At 58.9% G+C, this 26,646-nt stretch carries 29 protein-coding genes and 1 pseudogene; 17 read left to right on the forward strand and 13 right to left on the reverse strand.

The window, feature by feature from the left end:
• The first annotated feature begins 57 nt into the window (after window positions 1–57).
• The 4 genes from V8J85_RS05850 to V8J85_RS05865 all read left to right on the forward strand — a co-directional run bounded on the left by V8J85_RS05850 (window position 58) and on the right by V8J85_RS05865 (window position 2,264).
• On the forward strand, window positions 58–663 hold the full coding sequence (locus V8J85_RS05850) for a hypothetical protein (protein WP_339952740.1): 606 nt from the start codon (window positions 58–60) through the stop codon (window positions 661–663).
• A 195-nt stretch (window positions 664–858) separates the two neighbouring features.
• Window positions 859–1,560 carry a DUF3307 domain-containing protein gene (locus tag V8J85_RS05855; protein WP_339952741.1) on the forward strand — a complete coding sequence of 234 codons (702 nt, stop codon included), beginning with the start codon at window positions 859–861 and terminating at the stop codon, window positions 1,558–1,560.
• Window positions 1,561–1,605: 45 nt separating this feature from the next.
• Window positions 1,606–1,968 (forward strand): HesB/IscA family protein, encoded by a 363-nt coding sequence (locus V8J85_RS05860; RefSeq protein WP_339952742.1) that lies wholly within the window; start codon window positions 1,606–1,608, stop codon window positions 1,966–1,968.
• On the forward strand, window positions 1,968–2,264 hold the full coding sequence (locus tag V8J85_RS05865; RefSeq protein WP_339952743.1) for a TfoX/Sxy family protein: 297 nt from the start codon (window positions 1,968–1,970) through the stop codon (window positions 2,262–2,264). Before V8J85_RS05860 ends, V8J85_RS05865 begins: the two co-directional genes overlap by 1 nt.
• On the opposite strand, the gene V8J85_RS05870 is transcribed toward V8J85_RS05865, so the two are convergent.
• Window positions 2,259–3,179: an isopenicillin N synthase family dioxygenase gene (locus V8J85_RS05870; RefSeq protein WP_339952744.1), complete on the reverse strand. Its 921-nt coding sequence runs from the start codon at window positions 3,177–3,179 to the stop codon at window positions 2,259–2,261. The two genes, V8J85_RS05865 and V8J85_RS05870, sit on opposite strands and share 6 nt — an antisense overlap.
• Before the next feature lie 77 nt (window positions 3,180–3,256).
• Between V8J85_RS05870 and tpiA the strand changes: the two genes are divergently transcribed.
• Window positions 3,257–3,988: a triose-phosphate isomerase gene (tpiA, locus tag V8J85_RS05875; protein ID WP_339952745.1), complete on the forward strand. Its 732-nt coding sequence runs from the start codon at window positions 3,257–3,259 to the stop codon at window positions 3,986–3,988.
• A 73-nt stretch (window positions 3,989–4,061) separates the two neighbouring features.
• On the opposite strand, the gene V8J85_RS05880 is transcribed toward tpiA, so the two are convergent.
• The 6 genes from V8J85_RS05880 to V8J85_RS05905 form a co-directional block, all read right to left on the reverse strand.
• Window positions 4,062–5,540 (reverse strand): TRAP transporter large permease, encoded by a 1,479-nt coding sequence (locus V8J85_RS05880; protein ID WP_339952746.1) that lies wholly within the window; start codon window positions 5,538–5,540, stop codon window positions 4,062–4,064.
• Between the two features lie 3 nt (window positions 5,541–5,543).
• A complete protein-coding gene (locus V8J85_RS05885; protein ID WP_339952747.1) occupies window positions 5,544–6,230 on the reverse strand; it encodes a TRAP transporter small permease in 687 nt (228 codons plus the stop codon).
• A 54-nt stretch (window positions 6,231–6,284) separates the two neighbouring features.
• Window positions 6,285–7,289, reverse strand: coding sequence for a DctP family TRAP transporter solute-binding subunit (locus V8J85_RS05890; RefSeq protein WP_339952748.1), 1,005 nt, complete (start codon window positions 7,287–7,289; stop codon window positions 6,285–6,287).
• A gap of 204 nt (window positions 7,290–7,493) precedes the next feature.
• Window positions 7,494–8,321 carry a cobalamin B12-binding domain-containing protein gene (locus V8J85_RS05895; protein WP_339952749.1) on the reverse strand — a complete coding sequence of 276 codons (828 nt, stop codon included), beginning with the start codon at window positions 8,319–8,321 and terminating at the stop codon, window positions 7,494–7,496.
• 121 nt (window positions 8,322–8,442) lie between these two features.
• Window positions 8,443–9,669, reverse strand: a complete 1,227-nt coding sequence (locus V8J85_RS05900) for a sigma-54-dependent transcriptional regulator (protein ID WP_339952750.1) — start codon at window positions 9,667–9,669, stop codon at window positions 8,443–8,445.
• On the reverse strand, window positions 9,666–11,432 hold the full coding sequence (locus V8J85_RS05905; protein WP_339952751.1) for a sensor histidine kinase: 1,767 nt from the start codon (window positions 11,430–11,432) through the stop codon (window positions 9,666–9,668). Before V8J85_RS05905 ends, V8J85_RS05900 begins: the two co-directional genes overlap by 4 nt.
• A 58-nt stretch (window positions 11,433–11,490) precedes the next feature.
• On the opposite strand from V8J85_RS05905, the gene V8J85_RS05910 reads away from it, so the two are divergent.
• Genes V8J85_RS05910 through V8J85_RS05935 form a run of 6 tightly spaced genes read left to right on the forward strand, consistent with a single transcriptional unit; the run spans window position 11,491 to window position 15,679 of the window.
• A complete protein-coding gene (locus V8J85_RS05910) occupies window positions 11,491–12,669 on the forward strand; it encodes a cytochrome P450 (RefSeq protein ID WP_339952752.1) in 1,179 nt (392 codons plus the stop codon).
• Window positions 12,670–12,696: 27 nt separating this feature from the next.
• Window positions 12,697–13,128: a hypothetical protein gene (locus V8J85_RS05915; RefSeq protein WP_339952753.1), complete on the forward strand. Its 432-nt coding sequence runs from the start codon at window positions 12,697–12,699 to the stop codon at window positions 13,126–13,128.
• On the forward strand, window positions 13,125–13,934 hold the full coding sequence (locus V8J85_RS05920; protein ID WP_339952754.1) for an HNH endonuclease: 810 nt from the start codon (window positions 13,125–13,127) through the stop codon (window positions 13,932–13,934). Before V8J85_RS05915 ends, V8J85_RS05920 begins: the two co-directional genes overlap by 4 nt.
• A gap of 7 nt (window positions 13,935–13,941) precedes the next feature.
• Window positions 13,942–14,577 carry an SMI1/KNR4 family protein gene (locus V8J85_RS05925; protein WP_339952755.1) on the forward strand — a complete coding sequence of 212 codons (636 nt, stop codon included), beginning with the start codon at window positions 13,942–13,944 and terminating at the stop codon, window positions 14,575–14,577.
• Entirely contained in the window at window positions 14,574–15,191 is a 618-nt protein-coding gene (locus tag V8J85_RS05930; RefSeq protein ID WP_339952756.1) for a hypothetical protein, read from the forward strand. Before V8J85_RS05925 ends, V8J85_RS05930 begins: the two co-directional genes overlap by 4 nt.
• A 14-nt stretch (window positions 15,192–15,205) precedes the next feature.
• Window positions 15,206–15,679 carry a cytochrome P450 gene (locus V8J85_RS05935; protein ID WP_339952757.1) on the forward strand — a complete coding sequence of 158 codons (474 nt, stop codon included), beginning with the start codon at window positions 15,206–15,208 and terminating at the stop codon, window positions 15,677–15,679.
• Window positions 15,680–15,721: 42 nt separating this feature from the next.
• Here the strand turns inward: V8J85_RS05935 and V8J85_RS05940 are convergent, their stop codons facing one another.
• Entirely contained in the window at window positions 15,722–17,539 is a 1,818-nt protein-coding gene (locus V8J85_RS05940; protein ID WP_339952758.1) for a hypothetical protein, read from the reverse strand.
• 284 nt (window positions 17,540–17,823) lie between these two features.
• A complete protein-coding gene (locus V8J85_RS05945; protein WP_339952759.1) occupies window positions 17,824–18,285 on the reverse strand; it encodes an Lrp/AsnC family transcriptional regulator in 462 nt (153 codons plus the stop codon).
• Between the two features lie 136 nt (window positions 18,286–18,421).
• Here V8J85_RS05945 and cysG point away from each other — a divergent pair, with 136 nt between their 5' ends.
• The 6 genes from cysG to V8J85_RS05975 are packed head-to-tail and all read left to right on the forward strand — an operon-like array spanning window position 18,422 to window position 23,815.
• Window positions 18,422–19,810: a siroheme synthase CysG gene (gene cysG, locus V8J85_RS05950; protein ID WP_339952760.1), complete on the forward strand. Its 1,389-nt coding sequence runs from the start codon at window positions 18,422–18,424 to the stop codon at window positions 19,808–19,810.
• Entirely contained in the window at window positions 19,810–20,118 is a 309-nt protein-coding gene (locus V8J85_RS05955) for a DUF2849 domain-containing protein (protein WP_339952761.1), read from the forward strand. The genes cysG and V8J85_RS05955 overlap by 1 nt, the downstream gene beginning before the upstream one ends.
• Window positions 20,111–21,781, forward strand: a complete 1,671-nt coding sequence (locus V8J85_RS05960; RefSeq protein WP_339952762.1) for a nitrite/sulfite reductase — start codon at window positions 20,111–20,113, stop codon at window positions 21,779–21,781. Before V8J85_RS05955 ends, V8J85_RS05960 begins: the two co-directional genes overlap by 8 nt.
• Entirely contained in the window at window positions 21,771–22,490 is a 720-nt protein-coding gene (locus V8J85_RS05965) for a phosphoadenylyl-sulfate reductase (RefSeq protein WP_339952763.1), read from the forward strand. Before V8J85_RS05960 ends, V8J85_RS05965 begins: the two co-directional genes overlap by 11 nt.
• Window positions 22,487–22,897, forward strand: a complete 411-nt coding sequence (locus V8J85_RS05970) for a DUF934 domain-containing protein (RefSeq protein WP_339952764.1) — start codon at window positions 22,487–22,489, stop codon at window positions 22,895–22,897. Before V8J85_RS05965 ends, V8J85_RS05970 begins: the two co-directional genes overlap by 4 nt.
• 60 nt (window positions 22,898–22,957) lie before the next feature.
• Window positions 22,958–23,815, forward strand: a complete 858-nt coding sequence (locus tag V8J85_RS05975) for a ferredoxin--NADP reductase (protein WP_339952765.1) — start codon at window positions 22,958–22,960, stop codon at window positions 23,813–23,815.
• Between the two features lie 56 nt (window positions 23,816–23,871).
• Here the strand turns inward: V8J85_RS05975 and V8J85_RS05980 are convergent, their stop codons facing one another.
• From V8J85_RS05980 to V8J85_RS05985, 4 genes and pseudogenes are all read right to left on the reverse strand, one after another.
• Entirely contained in the window at window positions 23,872–25,122 is a 1,251-nt protein-coding gene (locus V8J85_RS05980) for an ankyrin repeat domain-containing protein (protein WP_339952766.1), read from the reverse strand.
• Between the two features lie 60 nt (window positions 25,123–25,182).
• Window positions 25,183–25,251 (reverse strand): annotated as a pseudogene (locus V8J85_RS20035) (ankyrin repeat domain-containing protein); the annotation flags it as partial.
• Window positions 25,233–25,424 carry a DUF1378 family protein gene (locus V8J85_RS20040; protein ID WP_445285872.1) on the reverse strand — a complete coding sequence of 64 codons (192 nt, stop codon included), beginning with the start codon at window positions 25,422–25,424 and terminating at the stop codon, window positions 25,233–25,235. The gene V8J85_RS20040 and the pseudogene V8J85_RS20035, both read right to left, overlap by 19 nt.
• A gap of 88 nt (window positions 25,425–25,512) precedes the next feature.
• Window positions 25,513–26,574 carry a phospholipase D-like domain-containing protein gene (locus V8J85_RS05985; protein ID WP_339952767.1) on the reverse strand — a complete coding sequence of 354 codons (1,062 nt, stop codon included), beginning with the start codon at window positions 26,572–26,574 and terminating at the stop codon, window positions 25,513–25,515.
• Window positions 26,575–26,646: the final 72 nt, after the last annotated feature.

A 26,646-nucleotide genomic window follows, 5' to 3' on the forward strand; every position in this document is an offset into this window, starting at 1 on the left:
CGCCCCTTGCACTTGGTCCCTTGCCGCGTCAGCATGGCGTAAAATGGCGAGGGGCCAATGACAAACTACGCTGTGCTGACGGGCGATATCGTCAAATCCTCCAACCTGCCCGAGGGCGGATTGGATCGTATTTTTACCAACCTCAACATGGCCGCCGATCGGATCGCCGACTGGCAGGACGGGCCTGTCTATTTCACCCGCAACCGGGGCGATGGCTGGCAAATGGCGGTCAAACCCGCTTTCGCGCTGCGCGCGATCTTCGCCAGCCGCGCCGCCGTGCGGATGGTCGATAAACGGTTCGACACCCGCGTGGCGCTGGCGCTGGATGAAGGCACGATCCCGGGTGAGACGCTCGCCGACGCACATGGCCCCGCCTTCACCGCATCCGGACGAGCATTGGAGGATATGCCGCGCAGGCGGACGATGATCTTTGCCGAGAATTCAGGCGTTTATGCCATCGTCATCCGGCTGGCAGAGAAAATCATCGAAGGGTGGACCGAAGCACAAGCCGAAGTTGCGCTGGCCGCGCTGGCCGCGGACAAGCCAACACAATCCGCCCTAGCATCGGCGCTGGATGTTACAAAACAAACGATTCAATCACATGTCGACGCTTCCGGCATAGACGCATTGATCGAGACCTGTGAGATGATCGATGCACGGTGAATTACAGCCCAACCAGACTGTATTTCCAGAAAACAGCCCAATCAGGCTGTTTCCGCCAAAGACAGCCATATTTGACTGTCTTTATAAAAGTCAGCCATATTCGACTGACACTCAACAGCTACCCCCATTAACCCCACCTTCACCAATAACAACCAAATTCGGTTGTTATTCCCAATTACAACCTCTCCAAAAACCATGCTGACCACCGCCCTCGCCCTGTTCCTGGCGCACCTTTTGGCCGACTATCCGCTGCAGAACAGCTGGATCATCAAGAACAAAAAACAGTCCTTGGCGATGGCCTGTCATATCGCCGTGGTCTTCCTGCTGACGTTCCTCGCCCTCCGCGGCAACCTCCTGCCCGCGCTGACCATCACCAGCGCACACCTGATAATCGATCTGATCAAAACGCATTATGCGCCCGACAAACTCTGGGCCTACCTCACCGATCAGGCCGCGCATGTCGCGACCATCGCTCTTGTTTTGATCGCCTGGCCCGAACTCGGCACGCTCTGGCCCGAGGCCACAGCAACCACCAACTACATTCTTGTCCTTACCTCTGGCCTCATCCTGTCCGTCTGGGCCGGTGGTCCCGCCATCGGTTATCTGATGGAAAAATTCGAAGATGCGCGCGGTGACAGCCTGCCAGAGGCCGGGCGCACGATCGGCATGCTGGAACGCGCGCTTGTCTTCCTGATGATCATTTCCGGCCAACCCGGCAGCATCGGCTTTCTCATCGCCGCCAAGTCGATCTTTCGCTTCGATACCACCGCCGATAACCGCAAGGTCGCCGAATACGTCATCATCGGCACCCTCGCCTCATTCGGCTGGGCATTGCTGGTCAGCTACGGCGCGCTGTCGCTCATCACAATCACGGGCATCACCCCCGCCACACCTTGAGCCAAAGCCGCCCCTGCCCTAGATATGGGTCAAAGGAGATTTCCCATGTTCGGCATCCCCGGCAAACAGGCCGTGACCATCACGCACAAAGCGGCAGCGCAGATCGCGAAACTCATGGCCAAGGACGGGCATGAAGGGCTGCGCATCGGCGTCAAGAAAGGCGGCTGCGCGGGTATGGAATACACCATGGACTACGTGACCGAGATCGACCACCATGACGAAGTCGTTGAACAGGACGGTGCCCGCGTGATGATCGCCCCCATGGCACAGATGTTCCTGTTCGGGACCGAAATCGATTATGAGGTCTCGCTCCTGGAATCCGGTTTCAAGTTCCGCAATCCAAACGTCGTGGATGCCTGCGGATGTGGTGAGTCCATCAAGTTCGACGAAACCCTCGCCGCCAAGTAATGGTCCTCGGCGACGCCGATATCGCTTTTGCCACCGACCTTTTCTCTGACCTTGGGCAGCTGACGACGCGCAAGATGTTCGGAGGCATGTGCCTTTATCACCAGGGCATCGTCTTTGCGCTTATGAGCAGTGAAGGACGGCTTTATCTGAAGGTCAAAGGCGATCTCGCCCGCGAATTGCAAGATCAAGGCGCCGAGCAATTCCACAACATGCCCTACTGGTCGCTACCCGACGCAGCACTTGAAGACAGCGAAGAAGCCACCGCCCTCGCCCGCCGCGCCCTCGCCCGTTTATGATTTAGCCTTCTGCTGCAAATGCACATAAGTCTGGTCGAACCGGGCCTGCAGGTGATCAACAGCCATGATCGGCGCTGCGCCTGCGGGTGCGACATTCACATCATGATTGGGATTGAAGAACAGCGGAACCGAAATCCGCTCCGCCCGCGTCCCGATGACCCGATGCGGCGTGGCCTTGATCCGCCCGCCGGTCCACATCTCCAGCATCTCCCCGAAATTGATGATGAACGTCCCCGGCTCCGCCGACAATGGGATCCAACCGCCACCCCGTTTGCGCACCTCCAACCCCGACGATCCATCGGTGGCCAGCAAGGTCAGACACCCATAATCCGTGTGGGTCGCGATCCCGAAATCCTTCTCCGACGCCCAGGCAGGCCGTTCGGGATAGTAATTCCCCCGTAACAACGCCATCGGTCGCGTGAACTTGTCGCGAAAATACGCCCCATCCTCACCCACCGCATCAGCGATGGCGCACAGCAGATCAAGGGCAAAGGCGGTCGCTGCCGCATAATAACCCCGCAATGCGTCCGCAAATCCGGGCGTCTCCGGCCAGACATTCGGCGCATACGAAGGCAAAGCTGTCAGCGGATCACCCTCCGGCAATTCAAACCCGCAATCAAAGAATTGCTTGAAGTCGGGGTTGGTATCGGGATCGACCTGCTCCGAGCCCGGCGCGCCCCAGCCGCGGTTCGATCCGGTCTTGGACATATCATAAGCCGCCTTCTCGGCCGCAGGCAGATGAAAGAACGCGCGATAAGTCTCGACAATGCGCCGAACATCCGCCGCAGCAATCGGTGTATTATGCACGGTCAGAAACCCGACATCCGTCGCGCCGCGCACGACGTCCGTCCGGGCCGCCGCATGCCCCGGCGCCGCGGGATCAAGCAAATGAACTGCATCAACATGCGGGATCATGACATCCTCCTGGACCTTTGCATTCGGCAATCCACTTGCTAACACCATAAGAAGACTTTGAAAATGGAGACTGCCGCATGCGCCGCAAACTCGCCGCCGGAAACTGGAAGATGAACGGGCTGCGCGCCGCACGCGCAGAACTCGACACGCTTGAGCAACGACACGGCGATGCCGGTGTCGATATCCTGATCTGCCCCCCCGCCACACTGATCAGCGCTTGCGAAGACACGCCTTTCGATATTGGCGGGCAGGATTGTCATGCCGCGGTCTCCGGTGCGCATACAGGCGATATCAGCGCGGAAATGCTGGCTGATGCCGGGGCCAGCTATGTCCTGACCGGGCACTCCGAACGGCGCACCGATCACGGTGAAACCGACGCGATGGTCGCTGCAAAATCACAAGCCGCCTACGATGCGGGCCTGATCGCCGTCATTTGCATCGGTGAAACGCTCGACGAACGCGAAAACGGCAAAACACTTGACGTCATCGACGCCCAACTTGCCGGTTCCATCCCCGACAGCGCGGACGAAGAAAACACGGTCATCGCCTACGAACCCGTCTGGGCCATCGGTACGGGTAAAGTCCCAACGCTCGACCAAATCGGCGAGGTCCATGCCCACATCCGCAAATGCCTGACAGAACGGTTCAGCGACGGTGACGGAATGCGGATCCTCTATGGCGGTTCGGTCAAGGGCAGCAACGCGCCGGACATTTTTGGCGTACCAGAGGTTGACGGCGCCCTCGTGGGCGGCGCAAGCCTCAAAGCCGCCGATTTCTCCCCCATCATCACCGCCCTCGAAAATAGCTGACCCGCAAAGTCTTCGCAAAGAAGACTTTGCCCACCACCAGACTTTTCGTCACGAAAAGTCTGCACGACCCCCGTCAATTCACGATAATCTCCGGCCCCATGAAGTAGGTCGGCAAAAAGGTCGAGATCGCCGGAATATAGGTGATCAGGATCAGAAAGATGAACAACACGCCCAGGAAAGGCAGCGCGGCCCGGACGACCGACATCATCGGCATACCGGCAACGCCGGACGTCACGAACAGGTTCAACCCCACCGGCGGCGTGATCATCCCGATCTCCATATTCACCACCATGATGATCCCCAGATGGATCGGGTCGATCCCCAACTGAATCGCGATCGGAAACACCAAGGGCGCCACGATCACGATCAGCCCCGACGGCTCCATGAACTGACCACCGATCAGCAGGATCACGTTCACAATGATCAGGAAGGTCACCGGCCCCAGCCCCGCATCCAGCATCGCACCCGCAATATGCTGCGGAATTTGCTCATCGGTCAGCACGTGCTTGAGCAGCAGCGCGTTCGCGATGATGAACATCAGCGTGATGGTCAGCTTGCCGCCCTCGAACAGCGTCTCGCGTGTGTCCTTGTGAAAAAACGCCGTGACCAGCGCCCAGGGCTTCTGGAACAGGTTGTACTTCTGCGGCACCGCCGCCGCAGACAGGCTGACCGCCGCGCCCTGATACAGGTTCCCCTCCGCATCCCGCGCGGCCAGCGGCCCCATATCGCGATAGATAAAGGTCGCCACGACAAAGGCATAAACCGCCGCAACCGCAGCCGCCTCGGTCGGCGTAAACGCCCCGCCCTGCCAGTAAATCAGGCTCAACCCTTCTTCGAACCGAATCCATGGATGGCCGTAAATGCCGCCCATGATGATCAGGATCAACAAAAGGCCCCAGACGGCATCGCGGAAGCTGGCGAATATCTCGCCCCAGCCCTTCCATTCACCCTTGGGCATGTTCTTGATCCGGGCGATGATGTAGATCGTAATCATCAGCATCAGACCCGCCATCAGGCCGGGGATAACGCCCGCAAGGAACATGCGACCCACGGACACATCCGTGGCGGAGGCGTACACAACCATCACAATGGACGGCGGGATAAGAATGCCCAGTGTACCTGCGTTACAGATGACGCCCGCCGCGAATTCCTTGGTGTATCCGACCTGGCGCATGGCCGCGATCACGATCGTCCCGATCGCGACCACCGTGGCGGGCGACGACCCGGACAGGGCCGCGAACATCATACAGGCGAAGACGCCCGCAATCGCCAACCCGCCTTGCAAATGGCCCACACAGGCGATGGAAAAGCGGATGATCCGCTTGGCCACGCCGCCGGTCGACATGAAAGATGACGCGAGAACAAAGAACGGAATGGCCAGCAGCGTGTAATGCCCCGCCATCGCCAGATACAGCGATTGGGCCACAGCTGCCAAAGATGTATCCGAAAACGCCAGTTGGAAGATGATAGAACTGACACCCAGCGCCACGGCGATCGGCACACCGATCAGCAACAGGCCGATGATCATCAGGAAAAGAAGGGCGACTTCCATCTTTTAACCCTCCTTCCGCAGCTTCGCAGCGGCTTCTTCGACCGCTTCTTCGGCTTCATGGCTGACGATCATGCTATCGCTCTCACCCGTCCAGACACGCCAAACCGCCTGACAGACACGAAACAGGATCAGGACAGAGGCAATCGGCAGGATCAGATAAGGGATCATCCGGGGCAGCTTTGAATAACGCTCACCGTAATTGATCCAATCTTCCAAGAACCGCAGCCATTCCGGCATCGGGATCTGGTCGGTCTCAAAGAAACTGCGACCACGCGCATCGAAATCTAACCCCGTCGGAAACCACTTGCCCGTGGTCGGCGGCAAGTCCGCGAACGGCGCCCATTGATCCCAGGCCCCCTTCAGCAGCATCACCGCATAGAAAATCGTAAAGGCCCCGGCCATCAACGCTGCCGCTTTCCGCATCCGCGGTTCAAGAAGATTGGTCAAGGCATCCACACCCAGATGGGCGGTCACCTTGAACCCATAGGCCACGCCAAACAGCACCAGCCACGCAAACAAGACCAGCACGACCTCGAGGCTCCAGATGATCGATGAGTTGAACCCGTAGCGCAGAACCACATTGACGAATGTCAGCATCGCCATGGCGCCCAACAGCACGGCGATCGCGTTCTCCTCAAACCCATGCACGGCGCGGCCCACCGGCCCTTTCGGCGTGTACTTGGTGCCCATCTGTGATCCTCCCCAAGATGGCGGCCCGGGCTTCCCGGACCGCCCAAGATCGCTTTACAGCGACTCGTTGATCGCCTGCGCGGCGTCGATGTTTTCCTGACCCACTTCGTCAGCGAACTGCTCCCAGACAGGCTTCATCGCCTCAACCCAGGCCGTACGCTGTTCGGGCGTCAGCTCACGCACCGTACCGCCTGCATCGATGATCGCCTGCCGGTTCTCGGCATTCACGCGCGCGGATTCACCATTCCGGGTCTCCGTCACTTCGGCCAGAATGGTCAGGAACTGGTCGCGCACCTCAGGCTCAAGACTATCCAGCCAGTCGACCGAGGCCACCACCAGATAATCGATGATTCCATGGTTCGTCTCGGTAATCCCGTCCTGCACCTCAAAGAATTTCTGGCCGTAGATGTTCGACCAGGTGTTCTCCTGCCCGTCCACAACGCCCGTCTGCAACGCGCCGTACACCTCGGCAAAGGCCATCGGCTGCGGTGACGCGCCCAGCGCTTCCATTTGTGCGACCAGCACATCGGACGGCTGCACGCGGAACTTCAGACCAACCGCATCACCGGGTGCTTCCAGCGGCACATTCGCGCTGATCTGCTTCATGCCATTGTGCCAGAACTGCAGGCCCTGCAAACCACGGCGCTGCATCGAATCCTTCATCGCCTGCCCGGCCTCAGACGCCTGAAACGCATCCACGGCAGCAATGTTTTCGAACATGAAGGGCAGGTCAAACAGGCGATAGGCTTTGGTGATCGACTCGAACAGCGACAGTGAAGGGGCCGCCAGCTGCACGTCACCACGCAGCATCGCCTCGATCACCTGCTCGTCGGTATAAAGGGTCGAATTCGGGAACACCTCCATACACATAGTGCCGTCCATCTCGGCATTCACACGCTCGGCCAAAAGGCTCGCGGCGATACCCTTCGGGTGGCGGTCAGTGTTCGTCACGTGGCTGAACTTGACGACGATCTCGCCGGTGTCACAGGCAGCATGGGCCGATGTCGCCGCCATGACGGATATCGCGGCCATCGCGGCCGCAGCTTTCAGAAACTTCATGATTGTCCTCCCAGAATCCGAGCGCCCGTTTTTCGAGCGTCACAAATACTGTGACAGCCACGATGCCCGACACGCAAGAAAAGGGCGGCGCACAATATATTCCTTAAAAAACAGCAGTTTGAGCCGTATACACATCACACGCCAACGACTTGGCGCGAAAAACCGCACAACCTTTGGCGCTAACAGTGCGGAAACCCACACACCTTACAACGGACGATCCATCTCCGCGCGCAGTGTCTCGACGGCTGTCTCGATATCTTCCATCACCGCGTCAGCACCGACGACATGCTGAATATCCGCATGATGGTTCAGAATATTGCCCGCCACCACGATATGCGCCAATGGTTGCGAAATGCGCAGCGCAAGAACCAGCCGCGTCAACGGCTCGATCATCCGGTCCGAATGGGCCACCAGCACGATCGCGCGATAGCTGCGCTTTTCCGACTGCTCCAACAATGCGTCATGGGTCTGGCCAAGGGACATATCCACATCCCACCCCTCGCGGCGGAACAGATCAGTGGCGATCTCGATCCCCAGCGTATGGTCTTCCCCCGGCACCAAAGCGAAAAGTGCGGGTCGTTCATCGCGGCCATCCGAAAACGTCGAGGCCAGCACATGACGCAGGCCGCGAATAATGCGATACAACCGGCCCGAGGCCAGCGTGACCTCGACAAACGAAATCTCGTCCTCTTCCCACATCTCACCCAGACGGCGGGCCGCCCCCGCCACATAGCCCAGATAGATGTCATCGACATCCACGCCATCACGGCGCGCGGCCAGAATGATACGGTCCGCGGCATCCTCATCGGTCGAAAGCAGCGCCGTGCATAGCAACGAGATCTCCGACTGGGTCGGCAAATCTTCTTTTCTGGCTGTCCGTGGCATGCGAAAGGCGAGCCTTCTTACAACTTCGCGCGCCAAGGACTCGACCGCGACAGATGGCAGTTTTTGGCCAGCCAAACGAAATTGCTGATCGGCCCTATCATATTCCGACCGGTCGAACGTTGCACCGTCCATTGGCACGCGGGCCATGAACGCCCTCCCCCTTGGCAAATCAGATGATGTGGCAGGTCATCTGACGGTATTCGATTGCATGCTTTCTAACATATCCGCCTCATTCTCAACCGTGGCAGAAAGTCGCGGTAAGGTCGGCTTAACCCCGAAAATCTTCGGCCTTCAGCCCATGTTTGTTCAACTTGTCATAGAACGTCTTGCGGGGCAGTTGCAGGTCGCGGGCCGTCTCCGAGGCGCGACCATTATGACGCTGCAATGCTGCAATCAGCAGGGACCGTTCGACCTGCGCCATCTGTGCCGACAGACCCAGACCGGACGGCGTTTCGCTATCCTCCAACCCCATTGCAAAGCGCATGGCGGCGTTCATCAGCGCCCGCGCGTTACCGGGCCAGTCCCGCGCCATCAACCGGGCGGTATAAGCCGCGGTGACCGCGGGCGGGGTCAGATTGGCTTGTTCCGCGGCCTGCGCCACGTAATGACGAAACAGGATCGGAATGTCCTCGGGCCGCTCGTGCAGCGCAGGCACCCGCACCCGCATCAGATCAAGGCGATAGAACAGCTCGGCGCTGAACGCGCCGGATTTCATGGCCTCCTGCAGATCACGGGTCGATCCCGCAAGCACCCGCGCGGTGCCGCCTTCCTCCAACCGATCCAACAGGGTAAGCTGCACATCCGCCCCAAGCCCTGTGATCTCGTCCAGATACAGCGTCCCGTCCAATGCATCGGCCAGGGCCGCGGCCAACCCCGCCTCATCCAGCGAAGACGCCGCCCGCTTCACGAAAGGTCGCGCTGCCGCAGAAGACAGCAAGTGGATCACCTCCGCGATCTTCGGCGTACCCGACCCCGGTTCGCCCACGATCAGCACTTCGGTCCCGGCCCGCGCCACGGCGCGCGCCTGATTGCGCAACTCCTCCGCCAGTTTCGAATGACCGAACAACATCCGCGAGGCCGCATCGCCCGCCTCGAGCTCATGCTTGAGCCGCCGGTTTTCCAACACCAATGCGCGGGCTTTCAACGCCCGCTCGACCACGGCCACGAAACTCGCGGGCGCGCACGGCTTTTCAAGAAAATCATAGGCCCCCGCCGACATCGCCCGCACTGCCATCGGAATATCCGCCTCCCCCGTCAGCAGGATCACAGGCAATTCGCCATCGGTCTCGCGGACATAATCCAGCAGATAAAACCCGTCCCGGCCCGGCATGCGAATGTCCGAGACGACGACACCATCAAAGCGGGGCGTCAGGTGATCCTTCGCTTCGACGAAAGATCCGGCGACAGTGGGCACCAGATCGGCCAGTTCCAACGTCTGCCCCAACGCCTCGCGAATATCGCGGTCATCGTCCACCAGCAGCACACGCTTGGTCATGCAGCGGCCTCCTGCGCGACACTATCCAACTCGACAGTAAACACCGCGCCACCATCCGGATGGTTACGCCCCCGGATCGCACCCCCGAAACTCTGCACAAGACCGTAAGAGATCGACAGACCCAGCCCCATCCCCTCAGCCGCGCCAATCGCCTTGGTCGTGTAAAACGGATCGAAAATCTTCTCGGGCGCATCAATGCCCGGCCCCGTATCGCGGACAGACAGCACCGTCCGGGCACCCTCCCGCAACACGCTGATGGTCAAAACTTTCTCTGCGCTCTGCTCCATTGCATCCATCCCGTTGGTCAAAAGGTTCAGCACCACCTGCTGCAGCCTCACCTCGCCGCCGCGCACGATCACGGGCGCGGCATCAGGCGTCCAGTCCAGCGTCACGTCGTCCTGCGCAGCACGTGGGGCCACGATCTCCAACGCCGCATCGACAACGGCGACCAGATCAACGTCTTTCGGCGGCTCATCCTCCTGCCGGGCAAAGGCGCGCAGATTGCGGATGATCCGGCCCATGCGCCGCGCCAGTTCCGAAATCCGGCCCAAATTTTGCGCCGCCACCTCCGGCTTGCCCCGGTCCAGAAAGCCCTGCGCGTTCTCCGCAAACGACCGGATCGCCGTCAGCGGCTGGTTCAACTCGTGACTGATCCCCGCCGACATCTGACCCAGGGCCGACAGCTTGCCCGCCTGCACCAGATCATCCTGCGCCTTCTGCAATCGCGCTTCCGCAGCCGTGCGCTCTGCCACCTCCCGGCGCAGATCGGCGTTCACCGCCCGCAACTCCGCCGTCCGATCCGCCACACGACGCTCCAACCGCGCATTCAGCAGCGCCAGGGTCCGCCTGCGCTGCGTCGCCACCAGCAGCAGCAACCCAAAAGCGCAACAAAGCGCCGCGACCGCCGCCGCCTGCAGCCCCGCAAGTTGCCTTGCCGGGGCGACATCGACCAGCACCTCCCCCGTCATCTCGATCACGGGCAAGTCCAGGGTCAGATGCAAGGCACGCTCCGGCAGGTAACGGCCACCATCCACATCCCACACCTCATGACCACTCACCAATTCCTCCGAATAGCGCACGAACGGCGCCAACCGGCTGGCCGGATACTCCGCCCGCGGGGCCGGATCACCCAGCCGCGACCGGAACACCAGTTCCGACCGGTTCGACAGAAAGATCACCCCCCGCCGGTCGGTGAAAAACACCGCCGGACGCGCCCCGCGCCACGACGCCTCTACCGCTTCGATATCGGCGTAGACAACCAGCGCCCCCAAGACCGGCCCCGCATCCGAGAATACAGGCGCCGCGAACACGACCGCCCGCTGCTGATAGGCCTCGCTGTAAAGATGATGAAACCCCAGCGCACCGTCCAGCGCCCGCTCAAAATACCGGCGGCCCGCATGATCCACATTCGGTGCATCCGCCGTCGCGACCAACACACGCCCCGCATCATCGACCAGCATGATGTCCAGCGCCCCGGTCTTGTCCGCGATCTCCTGCAATACAGGGCGCACCGCGTCCGGCGCCCGCCCGTCCAGCACCGCCCGCACCTGCGGCCGGTCCGCCGTCAGCACCGCCAATTCGCGATAGCGCCGCAACTCCGCCGTCAAACTGTCCGAGGCCAGCGCAAGGTCCGACCGCGCCCGCTGATCCAGCTGGGCCAGCGCCGCAGTATAGCCATACCACCACACGACCGCCGTCACCCCCGTCACAGCAACCAAAAATCCGGCAATCACCAGCAGATACGGTCGAAAAACACGTCCCATCCCCGGAACATATCGGGGGCATCTTGCATTGGGAAGCACACCGCGCCAAAGCTGCGCCATGCAGCACGTCCACCAAGACCCGACCGACCAGGCCTTCATCCAGAACCCCTACGCCTTTTACGACCGGGCCCGCGCTAGCGGAGATTTCGTCTACTGGACCGACTACGCCATGCCCTGCGCGCTCAGCCACGCCGCCGTCCACGCCGTTCTCCGCGACCGGCGAATGGGCCGCGAATGCCCGCCCGAACGCGCCCCCGCCATACCCGACCATCTCCGCCCCTTCTACGCGGTCGAGGCGCATTCCATGCTCGAACTGGAACCGCCCCGACACACCCGCCTCCGCGCCCTCGTCCTGCGCGCCTTCACCAGCCGGACCATCGCCGCCCTCGGCCCCGACATAAGACAACTCTGCCACGACCTCATCGACCGGTTCCCCGACGACCCCTTCGACCTCCTCACCCACTACTGCCAGCCCGTCCCGGTCATCACCATCTGCCGGCTCCTCGGCGTGCCCGAGGCCCATGCCGACGACCTCCTGCGCTGGTCCAACGCCATGGTCGCCATGTACCAGGCCCGGCGGACGCGCGCGATCGAGGACGCCGCCACAGACGCCACCAACGCCTTTGCCGCCTTCATGCGCGACTATATCAGCCAGCGGCGAAAGACGCCCGGCGATGACCTCATCTCAACCCTCATCGCGGCCGAGGAAGCGGGCGACAAACTCAGCGAAGACGAGCTGATCACCACCTGCATCCTGCTGCTAAACGCAGGGCACGAGGCGACGGTCCACACCATGGGCAACGGCGTCAAAACCCTGCTGGAACATGGGGTTACGAACATCACCGAGCCCTGTATCGAGGAAATCATCCGCTACGATCCCCCCCTGCACATGTTCACCCGCTGGGTCTACGAGGACGTGACGATCGGCGATCACTGCTTCAAGCGGGGCGACCAGATCGGGTGTCTCCTGGGGGCCGCAAACCGAGACCCCACGGCCTACCCCAACCCCAACAGCTTCGACCCCACGCGGACGGGTCCCAAAAACACGAGCTTCGGCGGCGGCATCCACTTCTGCGTCGGCGCCCCCCTGGCACGGCTGGAACTACAAATCGGGCTGGAGGTGCTGTGGGAACGGTGCCCCGGGCTGCGGATGGTCGGAGAGGCGCAGTACGGGGACGTGTACCATTTCCATGGGTTGGAGGGGTTGGTGGTTGGGCGGGCCGAGTATATAGATTGACAAAGCCGTATTTCATTTGGGCGGATCATGTTTAAGCTTACCAATAATATGTTGGACAAAGGTTTGGCCAAGGAACCGACTGTCCTTAACGAAGCGTTAGCCGACACCACCTTTGCAGGACATGGCTATTATGGCGTGATGCCGCGAGAACTTCGCTTGTTATTGGCCGAGGCGGCGACCACGACTGCACAGCAAAACACCATCTTCAGTCCAGAACCGATTACGCAATTCGTCCAGGCCATGGTTGATATGTCACCACGTTTTTGGTGCTTTGAGCCGTTCAAGGATATCTTAGCCAACCCGCGAAAAACCGATGCGCACAAGATGACGCTGATCATGTCAGACGAGATGGTAGAAGCGTGGGAGCCCATGATTGCTCACTTACAAGCTAACGAGGACTGGCACTTGGAGTATTGGGACCTGATGATCGACTGGACCACGGCGGAGGTGCGCCATTGAGCCGAACATTGAACGAACAAGGCTACACGTCTGCTAGGCAAGAACTGAACGACATCGCCGCTGAGCGCGCCCGTAATATATCCGACGCCGAATTGGACGCGGCGCAAATGGCGCTTGGTGCCGCCGGTCTGTTGGACCCCAGCCCAACAGCAGACGGCGTGAATGCCGGTATCAGCCTCGCCCGAGGCGACTATTTTGGCTTCTTCCTCGATGGTGTCTCGGCAGTGCCATACGTTGGCGATCTCGTCGCAAAACCAGTCAGAGGGGTGCAGATGGGCATCCGCGGCTGGGCGCGTGGACGTCGGTTGGCCGCTTTCGGCAGGCGGGGCGCCGAACTTGTCGACAATATACGAACCATGCGCCAAAACGCGGCCAATGCGGTGAAAGAGGCACGTCGCCGGGTCTGCAGAGGGTGCAATAACGCTTACGGCACAAAAACCCCGACGCGCGGTGACTGGGCCGACCCAGACAACCCGGGCAACGGGACCTACACAACGCCCCCCAGGGCTGACGGAACAACCAGCGACTACAAATTCAAGGACGGCTATCCGGATTTCGATGACGACAGTATGAAGCAGTACCTGCACCCTGACGCTAAAAATGGAGTGTCGATCGAAATGACGGGTACGCGCCGACATGATGATGAGTTGGCCAATACCGTGTCAGGATTCGACAGAACACCCGACGGATACACATGGCACCATGGCGATGACGGGACATCCATGTATCTCGTGCAAGAACGTGCGCACGCCGACGTCATCCCACACACCGGCGGCCATAACATAGCCGCCGATCCACTATTTTGAGGAAGCTATGGCAGACATCGTGATCCAAGGGGCTTTCGGACCCGTCAACTTTACTCCTGCAGTTGAAAAGCCCACCCTGACAGCTGTCGATATCGAAAGTCTTGATGAGTACTTAGATGCAAACGGTATGACACTACCCGATGCCTACCGTCAGTTTCTACTGACCAACAATGGTGGAAAGGTCTCGCCCAACGGCTTCGCATACCGCTACGATGCCGCCGGAAAGGAACTATTGGCACAGGTTCTGGACCCAGAGGATGAAATCCTCACAGAGTCAGGAAACACACTGCGATACTTTCATGGTTTCGGCCCTGGCCCAATCACCAACCTCATCGATTTTCAAAGCCGCGTCATTGACTGGGGGCGTCCCGGCCTTTTCGGCATTGCATCCGCAAGTTACGGCGATGTGGTAGTCCTTGATCTCGCGCCTGGGCCGGATGTCGGCTCGGTTCATTATCTCACATTGCAAGGCGTCGCCCCATTGGTTGAAGAGGGTGAGCAAGTACCGCTCGGCTTCATTGCACCGAATTTTCAGGCATTCCAAACCGGCTTTTTCGACTTTGATGAGGTTATGGCCGCATCACAATCCGAGCGCCTGCAAGACTTTCTGGACAAAACGCTGCGGCCAAACCAGCAAAATTGAACATCATCATGGATGTACGCAACAGCTTCATCGAATTCTGGCCAAACTGGCTGCAGGAATTGGCTTTGCCGCATCTGGCGATTTCCTTGCGCCCTGACGAAGCCGAAGCGGTGCGCCGATGTCATCGCCTCGGAAACGATGCGGATGATCAGTTGATCAGACTCGCCGGTCGCGCGACCGACATGACAAATGGGCGGCCTTTTTTCATGCGGCTGGGATATGGTTCGTGGGCCGGCCCGCAGTTAACTTGCTTTCAAACCTTGAAGGTAGACGATGCCCAGCGTGCGCACGATACCCTGACACTCCGAGACCTACGGTTGGCCGAAATCAACCGGCGGTGGGTGCGCGGCTACGACCTGCAGCTGTTTCTGCGACCGTTCTTGGAATTGTCGCCACAAGATGAGATTCGTACACAAATTTCTAACGCGAAATTGGTCAAAGCGTGGCTACGTCACGCACCAACAACCATCTGTGCACCCCCGGAAGAGGCGATGAAAGTGGCCACCGACTTCACCGGGCTCGACCACTACTTTGCGGATTTCATACGCATGAATGGAAAATGGCACCTGTCCGACATCAATCCGATCTTCGAACAGAAACAGGCCGCGACCTGACCTACCCACCGTTATTGGGCGGTCGTTCATGTAGCAGGTCAGAAACCCCTGCGCACACCATGGGCAACGGCGTCAAAACGCTGCTGGAACATGGAGTTAAGGAGATCACCGAGCCCTGTATCGAGGAAATCATCCGCTACGATCCGCCCCTGCACATGTTCACCCGCTGGGCCTACGAAGACGTGACGATCGGCGATCACTGCTTCAAACGAGGCGACCAAATCGGGTGTCTGCTGGGTGCCGCGAACCGAGACCCCACGGCCTACCCCAACCCCAACAGCTTCGACCCCACGCGGACGGGTCCCAAAAACACGAGCTTCGGCGGCGGCATCCACCTCTGCGTCGGCGCCCCCCTCGCACGGCTAGAGCTACAGATCGGGCTAGAGATGCTGTGGGAACGATGCCCCGAGCTGCGGATGGTCGGAGAGGCGCGGTACGGGGATGTGTACCATTTCCATGGGTTGGAGGGGTTGGTGGTTAAACTGTGAAACCTAAACCTAGCAATTCAGACAAAGCTTGGCCTGCATGGTCTAGGCTTCGTTGGCAATCTCGCCAAGCGAATTTGTCTGTGCCAACTCCATGAGAACTTTTGGTCGGACTCTTCTTATGCGCAATGCCTTAAATCCTTCTTCGGCATCGGCTCTTCTGTTAAGTTCATCCAAAATGCTTAGCGCCCATTCTTTCTCTGCGCTGAGGTCCCTCTCTAATTGACCAGACTCATATCTATTTTCCAGTGCATAATTTACATAACGCCAGTTTTGCTTTGACGAAGCAAGCCAAACATCAACAAATCTGCTTGCTGAGCAATGATGCAACAGTGGAATATAGGCATATGGGTTTGATCCACTATTTGTGGGCGAAACCTTTTCAAAAAAGTCGTTCGAATTTTTGCTAAGATCATCCAGAAGAGATTCTAGAATATCTGGAACTGTTCGCTGAAACGCCTCCTCGCGAGCATCAAGAAGGTGTTTCCAAATCTTGTTGAAGTGATCAGCGTTTGTCTGCGCTCCCCAATAACCAAGACCATCATGGGAGTGTTGAAAGTCGCTGTACCACCGCCAATCTGGTTCCCGTGGTGGCAAATTTCCTGCGGCAAGAAGGTCGTCAACATATCGCATATTTTCGTCTGTTACTTCGTCTAAGCTTCCGCCGATTATTCCATTTTCTGCCATCATCAGACGCAGCGAAAAAATATGAAGCATCTCGCCTGAGTCAGTCACTTCACGACCATCGAATTGAGCATTCATGCGCTCAACAGCAAGATCCACTACTGCATCGTCTAGTTGGTCGAAGTGAGTAACTGTTTTCCATGGCGGCACGTCCTCTGGAACAATAAAGTACGCAGAATTGTCGAGTGCCTGCTGAATTTCAGTGTCCAAGAAAAGGCCTTCTATCAACATATCAGACAATACGTTGTCACTTAGGATCGTACTCTCTAAATCAACTGTAGGGTACTTCTCGTTTGCTATGAGCAAAGGTGGCTTTTCTAGCGTTTTGTTCGAACTCGCCCTAATCCAATAGCGTGATTCAGTCCCACGACGGTTTTGCAGGTGATCTCTGTCGAGGTTTCCTGACCTAACTTCAATCTGGAATGCAACGAAGGTTTTGACTAATTCTTCCATAGCCGCTTCGTTTTTGATGTGATTGTCCGTCAAAGCGGAATGCAATCTGACCAAGTCCTGAACGGCATATCGAAGCACGCGAAGAGACTGTTCGTTTGAATGAAAGAACGTATCGAGGATATTAGAGCGCGCTGTGTCCACGAATTTCAGGGCTTTATCATCGTCGATGCTCTGAACAAAATGACTCATCGCCTCGCTGACTTGAGCTTTTACCCGAATACTCTGCCCAAAGATTTTTTCCTTAATCGGGTTAAGTTTCTTTGTGAGCTTTTGATCATGAGCAATTACGATCACTCGAAAACCAAGATGTTCAACATAGGAGTTGATAGCACCTAGTATATCCTTGATCTTCAATTCACTTCTCTCTAAGTCATCGAAGATAAGCGTTTTCGTAGGCTCAACTCTTTGCCTAAATGCTGCGTTGAAAACGCCAGGTATCGCCCCTGCCAACGCCCATACACCGCCCATGTCAGCGACGTTTTCACTACCCCGCTGAACTATCTGCTTCACCTTGGAAAAGGTTGGATCCGATGCAGCAAAGACCTCCGCATGTAGTTGTTCAATACTCTGAACTCCAAACAAGCTGACATACAGCCTTTCATCTTGAGGTATACATGCTTTGACTTGATAGGTTTTGCCAATGCCCCAAGCTCCGCTCACCAAAACTGCGTACCCGGGTGCTTCCAGAGTTACGTAATAGGCCAGATAATCCGAGAGATGTGACATTTGTCAGCGATGCCTTTCTTAGAATTCAATCCACGGAAGTTGGCGCCAGATCATAGTTCGCCATCCGTCCGCTGAAGACTAGAGGTTTCTGTCAAACAAACCCTTAACATCCCACCACCGCACGCCCCCTTAACCCGGCCAAAAACACACAAACGTGCGCACGCTGTGTGTACGGCGTGTGTACGCTATGCACACACTCCCAAACCTCTTATTTCCCTACCTTAACGCGCTCTGACGGCCCCGGCGCCGTCCGCCCCGCCGGACTCAGCGTCCGCCCCGTTAACCTATAACGGCAGCGCCACCGTCGATTTGATCTCTTCCATCGACAAAAGCGCCGTCACATTATGCACCTTCACCTCGGAAATCAGCGCCTGATAGAACGTGTCATAGGCCCGCGCATTCTGCACCCGCACCTTCAGGATATAGTCGATATCCCCCGCCAGCCGGTGCGCCTCTTGCACTTCTGGTCGTGATTTCAATGCCTTAAGAAACCGCCCCTGCCACTCCGCATCATGTTCCGACGTCCGGATCAGAACAAAGAAACACGCCTCGAACCCCAGCGCCTCCGCATCCAAGAGCACCGTCTGCTGCCCGATAATCCCCGCCTCACGCATCTTCTTGATCCGGTTCCACACAGGCGTCTTGGACGACCCCACCGACCGCGCAATTTCGTCAAGTGACTGGGCAGCATCCGCCTGCAACGCCCCAAGGATTTTCCGGTCTGTGGCATCAATCCGAACCGACATTCTCATTTCTCCATTTCTGAGGAACAGGCGGTCCAAATTCGCCCGCACCCGGAACAAACGTCCTTACTTCGCGCCAAGGGGGCGCACTTTGCAGAACGTTATTCTATATTGAGCCGAAGAAATCAAAGGGTCCGTCATGCAGCACTTCCCCATCTTCCTCGCCGTCGCCGGTCGCCGCATTGTCCTGTCGGGCGGTGGTGACGCCGCCATGGCCAAGCTGCGTTTGCTGATGAAGACCGAGGCGCACCTGACCGTCATCGCGTCCGAGATCGCCCCCGACATCCGCAAATGGGCGGCGCAGGGCAAATTGCAGATTATCGAACGCGCGATGGAGCCCGGCGATGCCCTGTGCGCCGCCCTCTTCTACGCCGCCAACGAAGATGACGCGGAGGACGCCCGGGTCTCTGCCATTGCCAACGCGGAAGGTGCGCTGGTGAATATCATCGACAACCTCGCCGACAGCCAGTTCATCACCCCCGCGATCGTGGACCGCGACCCAGTCACCGTCGCCATCGGCACCGAAGGTGCCGCCCCCGTCCTCGCCCGCGCGATCAAGGCTGATCTGGAAGAGCGCCTGCCCCCCTCCCTCGGCGTCCTCGCCCGCATCGGCAAGACCTTCCGGCATGCGGTCGAGGTTCTGCCCATGGGCCGCAAACGTCGCGACTTCTGGTCAGCCTTCTATTTTGGCAAAGGCCCGCAAGCGATTGAAGAGGGCGAAGATGCCGTCATCCCCGCATTGGAAACGCTGCTAGACGACCACATCATGGCCGAAGCGAAAGAAGGTCATGTCGATCTCGTCGGCGCAGGACCGGGCGACCCCGAACTGCTGACGCTCAAGGCCCGCAACGCGCTCGATAAGGCCGACGTCGTCATACACGACCGCCTCGTCACCGGCGAAATCCTCGAACTCGCCCGGCGCGAGGCAATTATCATCGACGCAGGCAAAACCGGCTTTGGCCCGTCGATGAAACAGGAAGATATCGACGCGCTGATCGTCCAGCACGCGCAGGACGGCCATCATGTGGTCCGCCTGAAGGCGGGTGACCCCACCGTTTTCGGCCGCCTCGATGAAGAAATCGAAGCCCTAGAAGCCGCCGATATCAGCTACCGCATCGTCCCGGGCATCACCGCCGCCTCTGCCGCCGTCGCCAATATCGGGCAAAGCCTGACAAAGCGGCAGCGCAATTCCTCCGTCCGCCTGATCACCGGCCATGACACCAAAGGGTATGCCGATCACGACTGGCGCGCTTTGGCCCAGCCCGGTGAGGTCGCCGCGATCTACATGGGCAAGAAATCCGCCCGCTTCATTCAAGGTCGCCTGCTGATGCACGGCGCTGATCCGCATACGCCCTTGACAATCATCGAAAACGTCAGCCGCCCCGATCAACGGATCGTCGCGACGACATTGGCCGAGATGGAACCGACGATGACCAACGCGGGTCTCACCGGCCCAGCGATCACCTTCTACGGCCTCGCACCCCGCGACGCCCAAGCCAATGCATTGAAACTCAAGGAGTTTGCCTGATGCCCCGCACATTTACACCCAAAGTCGTGACCGCCAACGCGCTGCTGGAAGGCGATGCCGTCTGGCTGACCGAAGACAATACATGGACGCGCAACATGGCGCAGGCTGAACTGCTGACCGATGAGGCCCATGCCGACCTGCGCCTGCTCGAAGCCCAAGCGCGCGTCGATGAAATCGCGGGCGCTTATCTGGCGGACGCCAAAGCAGGTGAAAACGGCCCCGAGCCCACCCATTTCCGCGAAGCATTCCGCACGCGCGGCCCGTCCAACTACAACCACGGCAAACAAGCGGACCTGACCAATGTATAAATACAACGACTTTGACGAAGCCTTCGTCCGCTCTCGCGTCGCCCAGTTCCGCGGCCAGGTCGAACGCCGGATCGACGGCTCCCTGACCGAGGACGAATTCAAGCCGCTGCGCCTTATGAACGGCCTCTATCTGCAACTGCACGCTTACATGCTGCGGGTGGCAGTCCCTTACGGCACGATCAACCCATCGCAAATGCGCCAACTCGCTTCCATTGCGGATAAGTGGGACAAGGGCTATGGCCATTTCACCACCCGTCAGAACATTCAGTATAACTGGCCCAAGCTACAGGACGTGCCGGATATGCTGGAAGCGCTAGCCGATGTCGGCATGCACGCGATCCAGACATCCGGCAACACGATCCGCAACGTGACCGCCGACCATTTCGCAGGGGCTGCGGCGGATGAAATCGAAGACCCGCGCCCGTATGCGGAACTACTGCGCCAGTGGTCCACAGATCACCCGGAATTCCAGTTCCTGCCGCGCAAATTCAAGATCGCTGTGACCGGCGCCGCCGAGGACCGTGCCGTCGTCCGCGCCCATGACATCGGGTTGCAAATCGTGCGCAATGACGCAGGGGAGATCGGCTTCCAGGTCATCGTCGGCGGTGGCCTTGGCCGCACGCCGATGGTCGGCAAGGTCCTGCGGGACTTCCTGCCCAAGGAAGATCTGCTGCCCTATTGCGAGGCCATCGTCAGCGTCTACAACCTGCTCGGTCGCCGCGACAACAAGTACAAGGCGCGGATCAAGATCACCGTGCATGAGAATGGGTTGGAGAAAATCCAGTCGCTCGTGGAAGAGCGTTTCACTGCCATCCGGGCTGCCTTCTCAGGCCAGGATCAGGAATTGTTCAAAGACATTAAGTCCGCCTTCGCTACACCCGAATTCGCCCAAAAATCGACCGACGGCTACGAGGCCGCCCGCCTCGCCAACCCCGCCTTCCGGTCATGGACCGACACGAACCTGACCGAGCACAAGGCCGACGGGTATGCCATCGTCTCGATCAGCATCAAGAAACACGGGGCAACGCCGGGCGATGCGACCTCTGACCAGATGCGCGTTATGGCCGATCTTGCAGAACAGTACGGCCACGGCGAACTCCGTATCAGCCACGAACAGAACGTGATCCTGCCGCATGTCCATAAATCCGACCTGTCAGCCGTCTATCAGAAGCTGCGCGAGGCAGACCTCGCGACCGCCAATATCGGCCTCGCCTCCGACATCATCGCCTGCCCCGGCATGGATTACTGTGCGCTGGCCACGGCCCGGTCGATCCCCATCGCACAGGAAATCGCGACCCGCTTTGACGAGCTGAAAATCGAACACGATATCGGCGAGCTAAAGATCAAAATCTCCGGCTGCATCAACGCCTGCGGACACCACCATGTCGGCCATATCGGGATCTTGGGTCTCGACCGCGCGGGCGTCGAAAACTACCAGATCACGCTGGGCGGTGACGGCACGCAGACGACATCCATCGGCGAACGGGCCGGCCCCGGTTTCAGCGCCGACGACATCGTACCTGCCATCGAACGGCTCGTGACGGGCTACATGGACCTGCGCAGCGACGAAAACGAAACCTTCCTCCAGGCCTATCGCCGTCTTGGCATGGAACCGTTCAAAGCCATCCTTTACCCAGCCGAGGACAAAGCCGATGCCGCTTAAGGAACTCGCCGAACGCCGGAATAGCCTGCACCGGAAATCCGATGCGCAAACCGTGCTGAAACATGCGCTGGACGACGTGCAAATCGGCCCCGTCGCGATGGTGTCATCTTTCGGAGCGGAAAGCGTCGTGCTGCTACAAATGATCGCGCAGATCAACCCGGCCACGCCAATCATCTTCCTCGACACCGAAATGCTCTTCCCCGAAACGCTGACCTACCAGCGCGAGGTGGCCGCATATCTCGGCCTGACCGACGTCCGGGTCATCACCCCCAACCGGAATGAAGTGCTGGAACAAGACGTCGACGGCCTCCTCCATCAAGCCAACACCGACGCCTGCTGCGACCTGCGCAAAACGCGGCCCCTCGCACAAGCCCTCGAAAACTTCGGCGGCTGGATCACCGGACGCAAGCGGTTCCAGGGCGGACAGCGGGCCGAACTGCCGCTGTTCGAAAAGGACGGCGCAAAGATCAAGATCAACCCGCTTGCCAAATGGTCCTCAGACGACCTGAAGGCTTACATGACCGCACACAACCTGCCCCGGCATCCGCTCGTGGCGCAGGGCTACCCCTCCATCGGCTGCATGCCCTGCACCAGCCGGGTCAGCGCGCATGAAGACCCGCGCGCAGGCCGCTGGCGCGACAGCGACAAGACCGAATGCGGGATCCATTTCGACAACGGCAAGGCCGTCAGACCAGGACAAGCAGCATGAGTATCATCGTCACCGACACGGGCTTCGCCAAAGACGATTGGCAGGGCAGCTTCATCGCGCATACGGACGCCGCGGCAAACGACTGCGACTATGCGATCGACCTGCCGTCGGACACGGCCCCCGAAGCACTCGCCGGGATCACCAACGCCCCAATGATCCGCATCGACTTCCCGTCCTTTGCCGATGGGCGCGGGTTCACGCTCGCCTCCATGCTGCGCAAAGCAGGCTACAAAGGCCGACTGCGGGCCAAAGGCCATGTGCTCGCCGATCAATACGCCATGGCGCGCAGGTCAGGCTTTGACGAGGTCGAAATCGACGACGCCCTCGCCCAGCGCCAGCCCGAAGACCAATGGCTGTTCCGCGCCGACTGGCACGCCCACAACTACCATTCCCGCCTGCGCGGCTAAGACCCCTTCCCCTGATCCAGATCAATGACTAAGACGGAGGTCGGCCCGATAAGGGCTGCCATGACACACATGACCGAGCAGACACCAGTGACCCTCGACACCGCCAAAGCCGTTCCTACCCTGCCCGACGCGCAGACCGTGACGGACGTGAAACACTATACCGACCGGCTGTTCAGCTTCCGCTGCACACGGCCCGCTTCGCTCCGGTTCCGGTCGGGCGAATTCGTCATGATCGGCCTGATGGGCGACCCGCACCCCGAAACCGGCAAGCAAAAACCACTGCTGCGCGCCTATTCCATCGCCTCACCCAGCTGGGACGAGGAACTGGAATTCTACTCGATCAAGGTGCAGGACGGTCCGCTGACCTCGAAGCTCCAGCACATCAAACCGGGTGACGACATCATCCTGCGGCCCAAACCCGTCGGCACGCTGGTCCATGACGCGCTGCTGCCCGGCAAGCGTATCTGGTTCTTCGCCACAGGCACCGGTTTTGCGCCCTTCGCGTCGCTGCTGCGCGAACCGCAGACTTACGAAGATTACGATGAAATCATCATCACCCATACCTGCCGCGAAGTGGGCGAACTGACCTATGGGCGCGACCTGATCGAAAACCTCAAGCATGACGAACTGCTGAACGAGGTGATCGGCGATGGCTTCTGGAAGAAAATCAAATACTACCCGACGACAACCCGCGAACAGAGCCCCAAGATGGGCCGCATCACCGACCTGATGAAATCGGGCGAAGTCTTTGCAGACCTTGGCGTTCCAGCACTGAATCCGGAAACCGACAGGGCGATGATCTGCGGGAACCTGGCGTTCAACCTCGAACTGAAAGACATGTTCGAAGAATACGGGCTGGAAGAAGGCGCGAATTCCAAACCCGCGCATTACGTGGTCGAAAAGGCGTTTCTGGACTAAACGTCGATCACTACCGTCGGGCAAAAGCCGTCTACGCCATCACCGATACGAAAGCCTTATTCGGACAACATATCGAATGCGACCGGATCAGCGCGTAGCTTGCGGTTATTGTAGCCCAGTATTGCTGGACTACGACCTTCGCTGTCCAGTACATTTGGATCAGCCCCCCGGCGAATGAGCGTTCGAACGATTGGACCGTCGGCAAAGCGCGCCGCATAATGCAAAGGCGTCGATCCAAACGCATCCTTCGCAGCGACATTTGCACCGGCGTCGATCAACACTCGGATGAGTTCTGGCGGACCCGTTGCAGCCGCCAACATCAGCGGCGTGACGGCATTGTCATCCCGCACATCAACAAGGGTCGTCGCGCCAAGTACCAAGGCCATCATCTCGGGGTTTTCAGAACTAGCGGCATAGAAAAGCGGCCCGCGCCCAGCAAAACCTTTCACCTCGACGTCGGCTCCCAATTCAATCAACGTGCGTGCATTCTCGACCCGCCCCTCTTTCAAAGCTACCAATAACGGCGTCGCGCCATCGCCGTCCAAGGCCTCAAGATCGGCGCCTGCTTCAACTAGCTGGTTCAAGCCTTCCGGTGATGCGCGCTTGACAGCACGATGAAGCGGCGTCTGATCCCGACTGTCACGGGCATTTAGATCGGCACCAGCAGCAACCGCCAGCGAGATATTCTCGACGCTGAGGTATCTATTGCTGATGGCTCCATGAAGCGGAGTGCGACCGTAATCATCCACGACGTTCAGATCGGCGCCCGCTATAATCATCCGATGAACAATAGCAGCATCTGCATGTCTTAAAGCGCTAAATACAGGCGTCCGCCCGTTGCTATCCTTTGCGTTGATATCCACCCCGGCCGCCAGTAATGCCTCTAGCCCCGACAGATCATCACCAACGCCAAGAGCATGCAGACCAGTCATACCGTTCGCGGTTGAGATCGTTGGGTCGGCACCAGCGAATAGCAGAAACTCGACAGCCCCTGGAATACGACCCCATACGGCATCGTGAAAAAGACCTGGCTGATGAACATCTGCGCCAGCGTCGATCAACATCCGGGCAACGGTCAGATCATCGCGGTCAAAAGACCGTTGTAAAGGTGTCGTCGCACCCGGGCGGACGCTCTGATTCACATCTGCACCTGCTTCGATAAGCAAGGCGACACTCTCGGCGTCTGCGCGCTGAATTGCATAGATGAATGGCGTTTCGCCCCAGTACGTTTTTGCGATGTTGGGATCAGCACCAGCCGACAACAGTTGCTGGAAGATGTCGAATGCATCGTCAGGCTCTTCGAGCAAGGGCCGACGAGCAACGGACAAGAGCAATGGTGTCCAGCCCCGATCTGAAGCAACGTTTACTGGTGCACCGGCTCCCAGTAGCTTGCGAACAATTTCTGGGTCTTGATGCCCTACGGCCCAATGTAAGGCGGTCGAACCATTCTCGTCCCTTGGTCCTGCGCGGATACGAAAATCGATGTGTCTGGACACATCATCTGCAGACGGGTCCGTAACCCAGAACGCCTCGTCACAAAGTGTCGAACAACGATGTAGCCACCGCTCACCCAGTACAACACCGGCACCAAGCACCAAAAGTAAAGCAAGCAGGACGCGAAATTTGGACATGATGAATATCCGTATGTATTTTCAGCAACCTTAAGGTGATTGATGTCGGATCTCCAGCGCCACCACTCAACCGATACTAATCACCTCCCCCTGATCCGCAATAATCCGATCGATCTCTGCCCGCGCAAAGCTCGCCAGCACCGCCTGATCATCGCGGGCCTGTCCGCTAGGCAGGTCCAGATCGCCGAGCACGATGATATTCTCGTCATTCACCAGATTGGCAGGACCCGTATAGTTGTAGCTGCCGATGATCGTCAGCGCGTCGTCGATCACCATCAGCTTGTGGTGCACCTTGCGCACACCCGTCCCCGTCTTGTTGCGATGCAGGGTCACGCCGCCGTTCACCAGCGTCCCTTTTGAGGCCCAGACCTGATTGGCCTGCCTACGATCCAGAATACCCTGCACCGCCAGCCCCTTTTGCCGTGCATTCACCAGCGCATCATCGATCCCCGACGATTGGGCAAAGGTGAACACGGCGAAATCGATCCGCTGCTCCGCCTTGATCATCTGCTTGATGAATTCCATCTCGGGCGCGTGGTCCGGGGCGAACAGCGGCTTGGTCCGCACCCCGCTGACGAAATGCCCCTCGAGCGGCTTGCGCGGTGTTTCAAGACTGCGCTTGCCAAAAATCCCGCGGCGCATCTGGCGAAACTCGCGCGCGTATTCGCGCGCGACCTCAACATCATCAAGGATCGCGACGTGGTTGAGGTTCTTCGTCACCCCCGTCGTGGTGAAATTGGTCGATCCGGTCAGCAGCGCGGTTCGATCCCTTACGATGAATTTCTGGTGAAAGATGCTGGGATTGTAGTCCGCCTTCGCATCCACCCCAACGCGCAGAATACGGCTCAGCAGATCGCGGTTCACCTCGCGCGCGCCCAGACCATCGCCTACTGGCACCTTCAGCTCGCGCAGGTAATCCTGCTCGAGGATCACGCGCACGATCACTCCGCGCCTGCGTGCGGCGATCAGGGCATCGGCAATCGGGCGATGGTCCAGTTCCTGCACCGAGACGAGCAGTTCTTCCTGCGCCGCCCCTATGAAATCGATGATCGGGGCTTCGAGGTTATCGGGCGCGCCAAGGTTATCCGGCCCCATGAAAAGTGTGATCGCACCAACGGTAGCAGGCATAATAATCCTCCTCAAATCCCTGTAATCAATGTCATCAGGCTACACCGTTGCTGCAATCAGACAACCCGTAGG

The sequence above is a fragment of the Yoonia sp. 2307UL14-13 genome, from assembly GCF_037572755.1.
Classification (GTDB): Bacteria; Pseudomonadota; Alphaproteobacteria; order Rhodobacterales; family Rhodobacteraceae; genus Yoonia.